General features: G+C 69.3%; 15 protein-coding genes. 8 read left to right on the top strand and 7 right to left on the bottom strand.

Features of this window, described 5'->3' with window-relative positions; all coding sequences use genetic code 11:
- Positions 1-68: 68 nt before the first annotated feature.
- From HDA45_RS39495 to HDA45_RS39505, 3 genes are read right to left on the bottom strand one after another with little or no spacing between them, the layout of a single operon-like run.
- On the bottom strand, positions 69-1283 hold the full coding sequence (locus tag HDA45_RS39495) for a metal-dependent hydrolase family protein (protein ID WP_184904260.1): 1215 nt from the start codon (positions 1281-1283) through the stop codon (positions 69-71).
- Positions 1280-1720 (bottom strand): GAF domain-containing protein, encoded by a 441-nt coding sequence (locus tag HDA45_RS39500; RefSeq protein ID WP_184904262.1) that lies wholly within the window; start codon positions 1718-1720, stop codon positions 1280-1282. The genes HDA45_RS39495 and HDA45_RS39500 overlap by 4 nt, the downstream gene beginning before the upstream one ends.
- A complete protein-coding gene (locus HDA45_RS39505; protein ID WP_184904264.1) occupies positions 1717-3108 on the bottom strand; it encodes an MFS transporter in 1392 nt (463 codons plus the stop codon). Before HDA45_RS39505 ends, HDA45_RS39500 begins: the two co-directional genes overlap by 4 nt.
- 135 nt (positions 3109-3243) lie before the next feature.
- On the opposite strand from HDA45_RS39505, the gene HDA45_RS39510 reads away from it, so the two are divergent.
- The 5 genes from HDA45_RS39510 (at position 3244) to HDA45_RS39530 (ending at position 6516) form a co-directional block, all read left to right on the top strand.
- Positions 3244-4170: an SIS domain-containing protein gene (locus HDA45_RS39510; protein WP_184904266.1), complete on the top strand. Its 927-nt coding sequence runs from the start codon at positions 3244-3246 to the stop codon at positions 4168-4170.
- 80 nt (positions 4171-4250) lie between these two features.
- On the top strand, positions 4251-4415 hold the full coding sequence (locus tag HDA45_RS39515) for a hypothetical protein (RefSeq protein WP_184904268.1): 165 nt from the start codon (positions 4251-4253) through the stop codon (positions 4413-4415).
- Between the two features lie 85 nt (positions 4416-4500).
- Positions 4501-4806 carry a hypothetical protein gene (locus HDA45_RS39520; RefSeq protein ID WP_184904270.1) on the top strand — a complete coding sequence of 102 codons (306 nt, stop codon included), beginning with the start codon at positions 4501-4503 and terminating at the stop codon, positions 4804-4806.
- A complete protein-coding gene (locus HDA45_RS39525) occupies positions 4799-5935 on the top strand; it encodes a VanZ family protein (protein ID WP_343072261.1) in 1137 nt (378 codons plus the stop codon). Before HDA45_RS39520 ends, HDA45_RS39525 begins: the two co-directional genes overlap by 8 nt.
- 170 nt (positions 5936-6105) lie before the next feature.
- Positions 6106-6516: a hypothetical protein gene (locus HDA45_RS39530; RefSeq protein WP_221471361.1), complete on the top strand. Its 411-nt coding sequence runs from the start codon at positions 6106-6108 to the stop codon at positions 6514-6516.
- On the opposite strand, the gene HDA45_RS39535 is transcribed toward HDA45_RS39530, so the two are convergent.
- The 4 genes from HDA45_RS39535 to HDA45_RS39550 all read right to left on the bottom strand — a co-directional run bounded on the left by HDA45_RS39535 (position 6489) and on the right by HDA45_RS39550 (position 10290).
- Complete coding sequence (locus HDA45_RS39535; RefSeq protein ID WP_184904274.1) at positions 6489-7583, bottom strand: alpha-lytic protease prodomain-containing protein; 1095 nt, start codon at positions 7581-7583, stop codon at positions 6489-6491. The genes HDA45_RS39530 and HDA45_RS39535 overlap by 28 nt on opposite strands.
- A gap of 343 nt (positions 7584-7926) precedes the next feature.
- A complete protein-coding gene (locus tag HDA45_RS39540) occupies positions 7927-8844 on the bottom strand; it encodes a M56 family metallopeptidase (RefSeq protein ID WP_184904276.1) in 918 nt (305 codons plus the stop codon).
- Positions 8841-9200, bottom strand: a complete 360-nt coding sequence (locus HDA45_RS39545; RefSeq protein ID WP_184904278.1) for a BlaI/MecI/CopY family transcriptional regulator — start codon at positions 9198-9200, stop codon at positions 8841-8843. The genes HDA45_RS39540 and HDA45_RS39545 overlap by 4 nt, the downstream gene beginning before the upstream one ends.
- Before the next feature lie 37 nt (positions 9201-9237).
- The gene (locus HDA45_RS39550; RefSeq protein WP_184904280.1) at positions 9238-10290 is read right to left on the bottom strand and encodes an NlpC/P60 family protein; all 1053 of its coding nucleotides are present in this window, start codon (positions 10288-10290) and stop codon (positions 9238-9240) included.
- A gap of 176 nt (positions 10291-10466) precedes the next feature.
- Between HDA45_RS39550 and HDA45_RS39555 the strand changes: the two genes are divergently transcribed.
- From HDA45_RS39555 to HDA45_RS39565, 3 genes are read left to right on the top strand one after another with little or no spacing between them, the layout of a single operon-like run.
- Positions 10467-10778 (top strand): hypothetical protein, encoded by a 312-nt coding sequence (locus HDA45_RS39555; protein WP_343072262.1) that lies wholly within the window; start codon positions 10467-10469, stop codon positions 10776-10778.
- A 54-nt stretch (positions 10779-10832) separates the two neighbouring features.
- The gene (locus HDA45_RS39560; RefSeq protein ID WP_184904282.1) at positions 10833-11921 is read left to right on the top strand and encodes a PLP-dependent cysteine synthase family protein; all 1089 of its coding nucleotides are present in this window, start codon (positions 10833-10835) and stop codon (positions 11919-11921) included.
- Positions 11918-13144 (top strand): MDR family MFS transporter, encoded by a 1227-nt coding sequence (locus HDA45_RS39565; protein WP_343072317.1) that lies wholly within the window; start codon positions 11918-11920, stop codon positions 13142-13144. Before HDA45_RS39560 ends, HDA45_RS39565 begins: the two co-directional genes overlap by 4 nt.
- Positions 13145-13188: the final 44 nt, after the last annotated feature.

Raw genomic sequence — 13188 nt, forward strand, 5'->3', positions numbered from 1 at the left:
CCCCGCATCGCATGCGGTGAAGGGCGCTTTCCCTGCATCGCATGCGGGGAAAGCGCCCTTCAGCTCCATCAGGCGGAGACCACCGTCCCGCCCTGGATGACGTGCCGGAAGTCCTTCGGCTCCGCCAGGACGCCGATGTCCTCGAGCGGATCCCGGTCGACGACGAGCAGATCCGCGTGCGCGCCCGGGGCCAGTGTGCCGATCTCGCCGGTCAGGTTCAGCAGGTCCGCCGCCGTCGAAGTCGCGGAGCGGATCACGTCCAGTGCGGGCTGGACCTCGCCGCGCAGCCGGAACTCGTGGTTCTGGTGCCGGTGCATCCCACCGAGGAGATCGCTGCCATACACCAGTTTCACCCCGCTCCGGGAAGCCTTTTCGAGGGCGGCCATTCCCGCGCCGAGGACGTCGTCGACCTTGCGCCAGCTGGATTCCGGCAGACCGTGCTCGCGACCTTCCTCCTTCAACGCCCAGTACGTGACCAAAGTCGGCACGAGGTACGCGTCGTGCCGGAGGAACAGCTCGACACTGAGGTCGTCGATGAGGTTGCCGTGCTCGATCGACCGCACGCCGAGCTCCAGCGCGCGGTTCACCGCACGGGCGGTGTACGCGTGCGCGGCGACATAGCGGTTAGCCGCTTCCGCCTCCTCGACGATCGCGCGCAGTTCCTCGGCGGAGTACTGCGTCGAGTCGACCCTGTCGGTGGGGGAGGCGACGCCGCCGGAGGCCATCACCTTGATGTGGTGCGCCCCCTTGCGCAGTTCGTCGCGAGCCGCGGCGCGGACCGCGTCGACACCGTCGGCGACCCGGCCGAGACCCGCGCAGCACGGGTGGTCTTCGCTGGCGTTGGCGCCGCGGGTCCGGCTGTCGCCGTGGCCGCCGGTCTGGCTCAGCGCGCGTCCGCAGAACAGCAGGCGCGGGCCGCGGAACAGGCCCTCGGCCTGCGCGTCGGCGAGGCCGTAGTCGGCACCGGAGGCGTCCCGGACCGTCGTGAAGCCCCGGTCCAGCATCCGGCTCATGGTGCGGGCGCTGTGCGCGGTCACATAAGACGGTGACGACGAGGGCAGCGACCCCAGATCGGCTGTCGACGCGGTGACGTGGACGTGCGCGTCGACGAGACCGGGCAGCACGAACGCGCCGCGCAGGTCCTCGGTCCGGGTGTCGCCGGAGGCGAGACTCGTGCCGATCTCGACGATCCGGCCGTCGGAGCATCGGAGATCGCCTTCGGTGTACTCGCCCTTGACAGGGTCGAGCAGGCGGGCGTTGCGCAGCAGCAGCGATCCGGTCATCGGGTCTCCTCCAGGATCTCGCGCAGGGCGGGCACCGCCAACGGTGCCAGAGATCGCGCGGCGGCGACGGAATCGTCGTCGTAACTGCCTTCGGCGTCGAGGATGTTGAGAACGCCGAGGGTACGGCCGTCGTCCACCACCGGGACGTTGATCACCGCGCCGCAGCCGAGCGTGTCGATGAGTTCGTGGTCGGCGAAGATCTCCCGCACCGCCGCGCCGTCCGGCCCGAAATAGGGTTCCTGTCCGGTGATGCACCGCTCCAGCCAGCCCGCGGCCACCTCGACGGTCTTTTCGCCGCCGACCGGGTAGGCGTGCGGGTGGCTGCTGTGCACGCGGCGCAACGCCCGCCGTTCGGGCACCCACGCCAGCACGGTGAACAGCCGTACGCCGATCGTGGCTCGGGTCTTGTCCTCCACAGTGGACAGCGAGACGGTCACTTCGTCATCTCCTTGGCGGTTTTCACGGGCGCGCCGTGTTCGGTGAGTTCTTCCAGGGACCGGCCTGCGGTGGACAGGCCGAACACGACCACACACACCACCCCGGCCGCCAGGACGGCGGTGGTCAGGCCGAAGACCCCGGCGAAGCCGAGACTCGCGGCGGAAAGGCCGATGATCGTCGGCGCCAGGATGCTGCCGACCCGGCCGAACGCGCTGGACAGGCCGGTCCCGCTGGCGCGGATCCAGGTCGGGAACACTTCGGGGGTGTAGGAGTACACGCCGGCGTAGGTGCCGTTGAGGAAGAACGACAGCACCGCCCCGGCGAGCGTGATCGACCACGGCGCGTCCATCTGGCTCAGCCAGAACGCGCTCACCGCCGAGCCCGCGAGGTACAACGCGATGGTGTGCTTGCGGTCGAGCCGTTCCGACAGCCAGGCCGCGGAGAAGTACCCGGGGATCTGCGCCAGGTAGATGATGATCGAGAACTCGAAGCTCTTGGTCACGGTGATCCCCCGCTCGACGAGCAGCGTCGGGATCCAGGAGAAGAAACCGTAGTAGGAGAACGTGATCACGAACCACACGGTCCAGATCACCGCGGTGCGGCGGGCCATCGCCGGGCTCCACAGGAACTTCAGCGCGCTCAGGAGGTTGACCTTCGGTGTCTCCGTCGCGGGCTGGGCCTCGGTCTCGGCCACGGCCGGAAGTGCTCGACCCGTCGCCTTTTCGACGTCTCGCTCCAGTTTCGCGACGATCTTCTCCGCCTCGGCGTGCCGTCCGTTCGCGACCAGGAACCTGGGCGATTCCGGCAGGGAACGCCGCCACCACAGCAGCATGACGATCGGCAGCGCGGTGATCAGCTGCGCGACCCGCCAGCCTTCCGGCACCGTCGGGACGATGAACCGGCCGATCAGCGCGGCCATGACGAACCCGAACGAGAAGAACCCGGCGAGCGCGCCGACGAACCAGCCGCGCCGTTTGGCGGGGACGAATTCCGACAGGAAGGGTGCGATGATCGCGCTTTCGGCGCCCGCGCCTGCCCCGGCCAGCACCCGGGCGCCCAGGAAGATCTCGTAGTTGGGGGAGAAGGCGGCCAGTACCGAGAACACCGCGTAGAAGGCCAGCGCGTACATCATGACCTTCTTGCGGCCGATGCGGTCGCCCAGCAGGCCGGCGGCGATCGCGCCGAAGAGGAAGCCGAACGGCGTCGCCGAACCGATCAAGCCGAGCTGCCCGTTGTCGAGGCCCCAAGCCGCTTTCGCGCTCGGCAGGAGGAAGGCGACCACGGCGGAGTCCATGCCGTCGAAGGTGTAACCGAGCCCGCCGATGAACAGGAGTACGTAATGGGGACGGCTCAGCGGGAGCCGGTCCAGTCGTGCCAGAAGCGTCATGGGGAACGCCTTCCGTGGTTCGGGCGACGAGGAGTGCGGACAACGTATACTGCGTTTCGGCAAAACTGCAATGGTTGTTGCAAGTGGTTCGACGGGCACGATGCGTTACCGTGGCGCGGTCGAGGGAGGGTGTGCGTGACAGAGACGGGAACCGACGACGGTTTCGAGGCGTGGCTCCGGGATCGGACGCCGGAACGCGGCCTGCGGCCGAAGTCGGCCGCCGTCCTCGAGGTGCTGGTCTCGCAGCCCCGACGGGCGTCGTTCGGGTCGACGGCCGAGCTCGCCCAGCTCGCCGGGGTCAACGTCGCCACCGTCACCCGCACCGCGCAGGCGCTGGGTTTCGCCGGCTGGCCCGCGCTGCAACAGGAGCTGCGGGCGCGGTACATGTCGTCGCTGAGTGCGCCGCAGGTGGCCGAGGAGCATCGCGACGTCGACTCGCCCGGTTCGGCGTCGCTGCGCCGCGACCTCGACGGTCTCGGCCTGCTCAACCGGCGGGTCGCCGAGGACGAGATCCGCAACGTCGCCGAGGCCGTCGCCGCCGCGCGCCGCACGCTCGTCATCGCCGACGGAAGTTATGCCGCGGTCGGGATCGCGTTCGCGCACAACGCCCGGCTCGCCGGATACGACGTCCACGCGATCACCGCCGGGGATGCCGAACTCGCCAACGCCACGGCGAAACTCTCGTCCGAAGACGTGCTCATCGCGATCAGTTTCTGGCGCCTGTACGAAAGTACGGTGCTCGCCGCGAACGAGGCGAAGGCAAGGGGAGCACGCGCGTTCGCGATCACCGACGCGGCGAGCCCCGCGTTGGCGGGCGCCGTCGAGCAGGTGCTGATGGTGCCGGCCGAGGGCGTGACCTTTTTCCCGTCGCTGACCGCCGGGATGAGCCTGGTGCAGGCGATCGTCGCGCAACTCGCCGCCGTCGATCCCGTCCGTACCGGCGAATCCATCGAGGCGGCCGAGGCCATGTGGTCGAGGTTCGATCTGCTGCATCGCCGCCCGGGGTCGGCCGAACGGTCAGTGCCGAAAAGGCCGACCGGTCGAGGCGCCTCCACCGGATGACCGATCCGCCGCACCCCCTCGGGAAGCGATCCTGGTTCCAGGCCGCCGGAACGGGCGGCACGGGGATCGAGGAGGCAGAAATGACGATCATCGCGACTTTGGGCGCCTACGCCGGGTTCGCACTGCTGACGCTGATGGCGGTGACCCCGCTGCTGGTCGAACTCGACCAGCGCTTCCCGGTCACCCGCCGCGCCAAGACGGCCGAACGGGAACGCCGGATGCCCGCCAACCTCGCTTCGGCGTGACGCAGAGCACAGGGACTACCTCACGTGAGTGATTCCGGAACCGCCAAGTCGTGACTTTGCGTCGCGTTATGGAACGCTGAGTGACGTGACCGTGGACTGCTGCACCAACGCCCAACCCGCCGACGCCTTCGCGGAGTTCCGCCGGAACATCGACGAGCTGACCCAGTCCTTCATCGACGCCTGCCGTCAAGGCCGCAGTCCTGGCGACGCCACCCTTGACCTTCTGCAGCGGATCCACCATGAAGACCGCAACTGGGTCGTCGTCCACCTGACCTTCGCCATCGCGGCGCTCGCGCACCAGAGAGCCCTGGCTCCGGCCGAGTCCATCACCCGGCCAGGTGGCGTAACGGGTGCGCCGGAGCGGGCGTTGCTAGCTTCCGCGAGTGACTGATCCGACCGTCTCCGCGATCATCGCGGTGTTCGCGGGTTTCGTACTCGCGGGCCTCCTCGCCGTCCCGTACATCGCGGCGAGCTACCGGCGCCGCGGCGAACTCGGGCTCTGGCGGGTCCTGCTGGTGTTCGGGTTCCTGGTCTACGCCATGTCACTGTGGACGTACACGTTGCTCCCCGTCCCGCAGACGACGGCGGCATGGTGCGCCGAGCACGCGACGAGCCACCTGCAGTTGCGCCCGTTCCAGTTAGTCGCCGACATCCACCGCGAACAGACCGGGGCGGGCCTGAGGGCCTTTCTGCGCAATCCCGCGGTCCAGCAGGCGGTCTTCAACGTCGCCTTGTTCGTGCCGCTGGGGATGTTCGTGCGGCATCTCTTCCGGCGAGGTTTCGCCGCCACCGTCGCCATCGGGTTCGCGGTCTCGCTGTTCATCGAAGGCACCCAGCTCACCGGGGTCTGGTTCCTGTTCGACTGCCCGTACCGGCTCGCCGACGTCGACGACCTGCTGACCAACACGCTCGGCGCCGCCGTCGGTTTCGGGCTCGCCCCCTTGCTGCGGCTGCTGCCGGGGAACGAGCCGTCCGCGCCGCCGGGAACGCCGCGGCCGGTCACCGCGCGCCGCCGTCTGCTCGGGATGGCCGTCGACTTCGTCTCGGTGGTCCTGCTCGGCACCACCATCGGGATCGTGACGACCCTGCTGGCGGGCGAACCGAACACCGTGGTCGGGGCGCTGACCAGCACCCTGCTGCCCGCGGTGCTCCTGCTGTTCGTCATCCCCGTCGCGGGTAACGGCGCCAGCTTCGGCCAGCGGATCGTGTTGCTGCGCCCTGCCGGGCCGGACGGCGGGAAACCCGCCCTGTGGCGGATGGTCGTGCGATTCCTCGCCGGTTCCGGCGGCTACTTCACGCTGCTCACCCTGGCCTCCGCGGTCAACAGCGGATTCGAGCCGCTGGCGAATCTGCTGTTCTTCGTGAGCGGCATCCTCGCGATCCGGCCTCAAGGCCACAAAGGACTGTCCGGTCTCATCGCCGGGCTGGAGGTCGTCGACGTACGCGAGATCCCCGCCGAGTCCTTGGTGAAGGTCGGCGTGCAGGACGATCCCGGTCAGGACTCACGTGGTGGGTCGTGAGTTGTAGGGGCGGTTCTCACCACTCACGACCACCCGCCGCACCGCCACTCGGGTGTCGCGAAAGCCGACGCGCTGGGCGACCCGATCGGGTCGTTCCCGCCGTTCACGCGAGTCATTCCGCCGGGTGACGGGCGCGGACCGGAACACTCCCCGCGGTGGACGTGGAGTCGATGGATGACGTGGCCGACTGCCTGCTCTCGGTGGCTTGGAACATTTTCCCGCTGATGGGGAAACCGCGCGCGAGCCCGGGGGACCGGTCGGAGGAGATCCGTTCCTTCCTCGTCGACATCTGCCACGACGCCGGGCTGCGGGCCCGTGAATGGGCGGCGGCGCACGGAGCGGGGACAGCGGCGGATCGCCATCTCTTCCTGCGGCTCGCCGAAGTCGGGGCGGACGCGAATCTGTTCCTGGGCATGGTTTCCGGCACGCTGGTGGTCGATCACGAGCGGGTCCGCCGCCGGTGGACCGAGATCGAGGCGCTGGTCCGTGAGGCGCACGAGCTCGCCGGGCTGATCAAGGGGCGGCCGTCACCGCGGCCGCCCCTCGTCGGCGATCAGTCCTTTTCGAGCGTCAGGTCGTAGCGGTTGAGCACCTCCTTGACGGGCTGGAAGAAGGTGGTGCCACCCGAAGCGCAGTCACCGGAGCCGCCCGAGGTCATGCCCTGTGCCTGCACCAGTTTCGTGCCGGAACCCGACGACGGACGGCTGACGAACGAGCCGCCGGAGTCGCCCGGCTCGGCGCAGGCGTCGGTCTGGGTGAGGCCCTTCACGACGTTGCCGTTGCCGTAGTTCACCGTCTGGTCCAGTGCCTCGACCCGCCCGCACTGCCAGTGGGTGGTGATCCCGGACCGGCAGATCCGGCCGCCGACGCCGACGACGTCGGCACCCTCGATCCGCACGTCCGAACCGTCCTCGTAGCGGTCGACCCGGGGCGGGGAGTCGACGTCGGAGTGGGTCACCTTGACGGTGCCGTAGTCGTTGACGGGGAAGGACGACTTCGCGACCTTGCCGATCGTGCCGTCGACGCCACTCACGGTGCCGCCGAGTTCGGTGCAGTGACCCGCGGTGATCACGTAACGATCGTCGTCGTCATAGGCGTTGAACCCGACCGAGCAGGCGCCGCCGCTGAAGTAGAGCCCCTGCCCGCCGATCACGTCCCACAGCGGTCGCGGCGCGCTCTTCACCTGGTCCACCCGGACCGGGACCCCGGCCGCCGCCACCCAGGCCAGGCCTGCGGCATCACCGCCCACCACGCTGACCACGACCTCGTTCGCGGGCGCGTCGACGTACCAGCCCGCGACCGAACCGGGGAGACCGGCGGTTCTGTTGTCCAATGTGGCCTGGATCTTCTTCAGATCGGCGGAACTGTGCTTCAGCACCTTCGGGATCGCGCCCGCCGAACGGATCCTGGCCGAGTGGCTCGCGTCGGTGGTGCCGACGACCAGGTCGCCGGTCGTCGTGTCCAACCAGGAGCCGGCGAACGCGGCGCCGAGCGAAGTGCCGAGTTTCTGCTGCGCGGCGGCCAACGTGGCCGGACCCGCCGCTTCGTTCAGCACGGATGTCGCCGCCGAAGCCGGGGTCGCGAAGGCGGTGACGGCCGCCGCGGCGCCGAGCAGGGCGGTCATGACGCGATGTGGACGTCGGATCACGAAAACCTCCATGGGATTGCGGAATTCGTTGCGGGGTGTGTACTGAGAAGCGCTCCTCGATCGACGTTACGACAGCGGGGTAGCGGCCGAATGCCGCCATTTGAGTAGCGCTGGTGATTCCCCTTACCGGCTCAATGGAATGGGTTTTCTCCGACGCTACTCACTCTTGTGAGTGGAGCTTGCCCGATTTACCGTCCCCGGATTGTCCACTCGCGCACGACAATCAGCGACGCTCTTGCCCCGTTCGGGAAAGGGGGCAAGAGCGTCGAGAACGGTGTATCACCTGATTGTGTCCGGAGCTGGACCCGTTCGTCCGCATCGGTGACGAACGCGTCTCTTTCGCTCACCAGCAGGAAAGGAGACCCGCCGTGAACATCAGGCCGACGGTGAGCACGGGCGGGGCGAACAGCGCCAGGGTTCCGCCCGCGACGGCGCGCATCCGGTCCGGAAAGCGCGACGGGCCGTCGGGATGCCGTGCCAGCCAGCGCAGCCGGAGCGCGGTGTCGCCGCCTCCGGAGGCGTGGATCGACAGCAGGGCCGAGCGCACGGTCTCCGGTCCGTGCCCGGCCGCCGCGGCCCTGTCCGCGGCGGCTTCGACGAGCAGCCGGACCGCGCCGGGGAGTTCGCGCATGAGCGGGACGAACCGCAGCGTACGGCCCAGTGTTTCGGCGCATCCGGCGAGAAGGTGATGCCTGCCGCGCAGATGAGCGTGTTCGTGGGCCAGCACGGCGTTGAGTTCCCGGGAGGTGAGCCGGCCCGCCAGGCCGCGGCTCGCGACGATCAGGCCGTCGCGGCCGCCGAGGCTGTAGGCGATCGGCCGCTCGTCGGGCAGCCACAACGTCGCGATCGGCCGCTCGTCGCCGGTACCCGCCAGCCGGAGGACGTCCCGATGCCGTCGGTGCAGCAGGGTGCTGCGTTTCCGGCGCCGGGCCGAGGACACGGCCAGCCGCACGGTGACGATCACGACCGTCGCACCCGCGAAAGTGCCGGCGACGGGATCGAGTGCGGGAAGGCCGCTGTGGCCGACGGCCGCCCAGCAGTCGTGGAGGATCCGGGTGATCGCCGCGGCGGGACCGTGGTCGGGCAAGACGAGGAGCAGGACCGCGCCGAGGGTGCCGGCGAGCACGCCGAGCGCGGTCAGCAACCACCACGCGAGCGCCGTTCCGGGACTGATCCCGCCGGCGGTCAGCCTGCCGAGCAACCGGGGCGAAAACCAGCCGATCACCACGACACCGAACAGGAGCACCGCCGCCAGGATCATCGCCGCGGCTTCCGGCGCAGTGCCCGCCGCAGGATGTCCGACTCCTCTTCGGTGACCGAACGCGCGAAATGCAACAGCACCGATTCCCGGTCCTCCGAGGAATCGAGGAGTTCGCGCAGGCTTTGCGCGGTGGCCTCCTCGCGGGTGGTCGCGGGGCGATAGCGGTACGCGCGATTCTCCATTTCACGTACGACCCATTCCTTGCGATGCAGGTTGTCCAGCACCGTCATCACCGTGGTGTAGGCGAGGTCGCGATCCCGGTTGATCGCCTCGAGCACCTGGCGGACTCGCAAGGGTTCCGCCGAATTCCAGAGCACGTCCATCACCGACGCTTCGAGCTCGCCCAGCCGTTGCATGACACCTCCGCACGGAAGGATACTGCGTGCGCCACGGTCAGCCGACGATGCGCCGCGCGCCCATCAGATGCCCGTCGCCCTTGACCGACCGGACGTCGACCAGCTGTCCCTCCGTCGGCGCGTCGACCATCTTGCCGCCGCCGACGTACATGCCGACGTGGTGGATCGCGCCGGGATCGCCGGTGCCGTCGTCGTAGAAGACGAGGTCGCCGGGGAGGAGCCCGTCCAGCGGGACGGCCTTTCCGGCGGTGTACTGCTGACGGCTGGTACGCGGGAGCGAGATGCCCGCTTGCCGGTATGCCCACGAGGTCAGCCCGGAGCAGTCGAATTCCCGCGGCCCGGTGGCACCCCATTCGTATTCCGAGCCCCGTTTGGACAGGGCCGCCTGCAGCGCGTCGTTCGCGGCGCCGGGCGGGCCGAGATAGGAACCCTTGTCCTGGACCTTCCCGAGTTTCGCCTTGTCCGAGGCCGGCAGTTCGCCGAGAGCCTCGCGGACTTTGCCGATCTGGACGTCGAGATCCTTCTTGCGAGTGCGGACCTGGTCCAGCGCCGTGGTCGCGTCGTTCGCCGCGAGCTGGGCCGTTTCCCGCGCGTCCGCCGCGGTGGTGCGGGCCGCCTGCGCCGTCCCGAGCGCGTCGCGCAGGCCGTTCAACGCCCGGGCCTTTTCTCCGGCCAGTACCGACAGCGCGGAGGAGCGGTCGAGGAACTCCTGCCTGCTGCCGCTGTCGAGCAGGAGGACGGCGTTGCCGAGTCGCTCGCCACTCATCGCGGACCGCGCGATCGCCTCGACCTGCGGACGGAAGCGGTCGATGGCCGACTGTGCCCGCGCGAGATCACCGTCGGCGCGGCCGAGGGCGGCGGTGGCCTGGTCGCGTTCGGTTTCGCGGGTCTTCAGCCGGTCTTGTGATTCCAGCAGGTCCTCGTCGGCCTTGGCCGCCTGCGCGCCGAGTTCCTGATAGCGCCGCATCGGGTCCTGGCTGTCCGTCGGTGGTGCCGGTTGCGCGCTCGCGGGGAGCGCGCCGAAGCCGAGGACCATGAGGGCGGCGGTGGCGGCGAGGGGGTGCCGCGGCGAACGCCGGTGTGGTGTCACGGGTGCCGAATCTCCTGTCGCACAGGTTCAACTATCGCGCTTAGTAGTACGGGGGCGGGTGTGAGCGCCCGGTGAAGTCCTACTAAGTGAGTTAGTACTAATGACCATGGGAGTTCGAGTCGATCTTTGCTACGGTGGGAACCGTGAGTGTCTCTCCGGCTACTCTTCGTCGACTCGTGGTGGCCTTGCTGCTGCTGGTCGTGGCGGGAACGCAGGCTTACGGCTGCCTCGACGGGCACGGTGAAACGGCCGTCCTCGCGGCGGCCTCGCACGATTCGCCGTGTCCGCCGAGTGAAGGACACGTGCACTCCCGCCCGCTCTCCGCGGTCGCCGTGCGAAGCGAGGGCTCGCCGTCCATTCCGGACTCCGTGCCACCGCTTTCCGTCAGTCGCGTTTTCCCCGATTTCACCGAGGGAAGTCCGCGTTCACCCGCGTTCGACCGAAGTGGGCCCCGGATCCTCACCGAGCTGTGCGTCTCCCGGACGTGACCGTTTCCGCGTCGTCCCGGTCCGGTCCGCACAGCACAGAAAGACGAATCCTCGATGAACGCTGTCCTTCCTCAAGCGCCTTCCCGTCTCCTCAGTACCGCCGCGCGCTGCGTGTCCCCGGCGCTGGCCGTCGGCAACACGCCCGTGCTCTGGATCGACGAACGGCTCACCGGTTCCGGCAAGGGTTTCTGGGCCAAACTGGAGGGCTTCAATCCCGGCGGCATGAAAGACCGCCCCGCGTTGCACATGGTGGGAGAGGCCAAGGCCCGAGGGGAGCTGGCGGACGGCGCGATGATCGTCGAGTCGACCAGCGGGACACTCGGGCTCGGGCTGGCGCTGGCCGGGATCGTCCACGGGCATCCGGTCACCCTGGTCACGGATCCGGGGATGGAGCCGATCGTGCGGCGCATGCTCACCGCGCACGGCACCCGGGTCGACCTCGTCACCGAGCCCCATCCCGAGGGCGGCTGGCAACAGGCGCGCCGGGATCGGGTCCAGCGGGTGCTCGAGGAGCGGCCCGGCGCCTGGTGCCCCGACCAGTACCACAACCCGGACAACGTGGCCGCGTACGCGACGTTGGCCGACGAACTGGCCGCGCAGCTGGGCCGGATCGACGTCCTGGTGTGCTCGGTCGGCACCGGCGGGCATTCGGCCGGGACCTTCCGCGCCCTGCGGCGGTACTTCCCGCATCTGCGCCTGGTCGGCGTGGACACCGTCGGGTCGACGATCTTCGGCCAACCCGCCACCTCACGGCTGATGCGCGGGCTCGGGTCGAGCATCCATCCGCGCAACGTCGACTACGACGCCTTCGACGAGATCCACTGGGTCGCGCCCGCCGAAGCCGTCTGGACCTGCCGCCGTCTCGCCGCCGCCCAGTACGCGACGGGCGGCTGGAGCGTCGGCGCGGTCGCCCTCGTCGCGGCCTGGCTGGCCCGCACACACGATCCGGACGTGCGGATCGCCGCGATCTTCCCGGACGGCCCGCAACGCTATTTCGACACCGTCTACAACGACGAGTACTGCGCCGGACACGGCCTGCTCGACGTCGTCCCACCCCGGGAGCCCGACGTCGTCGGCCATCCCGGCGAGCGGGTGGTCGAACGCTGGACCCGATGCCGCACGATCGTGGATCCCGCGCTGTGACCGGATTCCTCGGGCGGTTCCGGTCCTTCGACCGGCCGAGCAAGGTGCTGATGGTCAACCAGTTCACCATCAACGTCGGCTTCTACATGCTGATGCCGTATCTCGCGGGTTATCTCGCGGGGCGGCTGGGGCTGGCGGGCTGGGCGGTCGGCCTCGTGCTGGGCATCCGGAACTTCTCGCAGCAGGGCATGTTCCTGGTCGGGGGCACGCTCGCCGACCGGTTCGGCTACAAACCGCTCATCGTCGCCGGATGTGTGCTGCGGACGGCGGGTTTCGCGTTGTTGAGCGTGACGTCCTCGCTGCCGTCGCTGATCGTCGCCTCCGCGGCCACCGGTTTCGCCGGAGCCCTGTTCAACCCGGCGGTCCGCGCCTATCTGGCGGCGGACGCGGGGGAGCGGCGGTTGGAGGCCTTCTCGGTGTTCAACGTCTTCTACCAGGGCGGGATCCTCGCGGGCCCGGTGGTCGGACTGGCGTTGACGGCCGTCGATTTCCGGCTGACCTGTCTGGTCGCCGCCGCGGTGTTCGGCGTCCTGACCGTGGTGCAGGTGCGTGCGCTGCCCGCGCACGAAAGCGAGAGCGCACGGTCGTCGATCTGGTCGGAGTGGCGGGTCGTCGCGGCGAATCGTGCCTTCCTGCTCTTCGCGCTGGTCATGATCGGTTCGTATGTGCTCTCCTTCCAGACCTATCTGGCCCTCCCGATGGAGGCGCGCCGGATCACGGGCTCGGAGACGTCGGCCACCGCGCTCATCGCCGGGCTGTTCGTGATCTCGGGTGGCCTCGCGATCGCCGGTCAGCTCAAGATCACTGCCTGGTTCAAGGCGCGATGGTCGCCGGGCACCTGCCTGGCCTTGGGGATGGTGTTCATGGCCGCGGCCTTCGTCGCGCCGCTGACGGTCGCCCGGGCGGGTCCGGCGGCGGCCGGGGCGGGACTGCTCGTCTCCGCCGCGTTGCTGGCCATCGGCACTGTCGTCGTCTTCCCGTTCGAGATGGACACCGTCGTCCGGCTGTCGGGTGACCGGTTGGTCGCCACGCATTACGGCTTCTACAACACGATCGTCGGTGTGGGCATCCTGCTCGGGAATCTCTTCACCGGTACGGTTTTCGACCTCGCGCGCCGGGCGGGCTGGCCGGAGATCCCGTGGCTCGCCTTGGCCGTGCTCGGTGTCTTCTGCGCGTGGGGACTACGTGGTCTCGACAGGAGCAGGCGTCTGGTCTCGGTGTAGCGCGGTCGCGAAGGCCACCGGCGGTCGGTGGCCTTCGCGACCGC

Origin of the sequence: Amycolatopsis umgeniensis (genome assembly GCF_014205155.1) — a bacterium.
GTDB lineage: Bacteria > Actinomycetota > Actinomycetes > Mycobacteriales > Pseudonocardiaceae > Amycolatopsis > Amycolatopsis umgeniensis.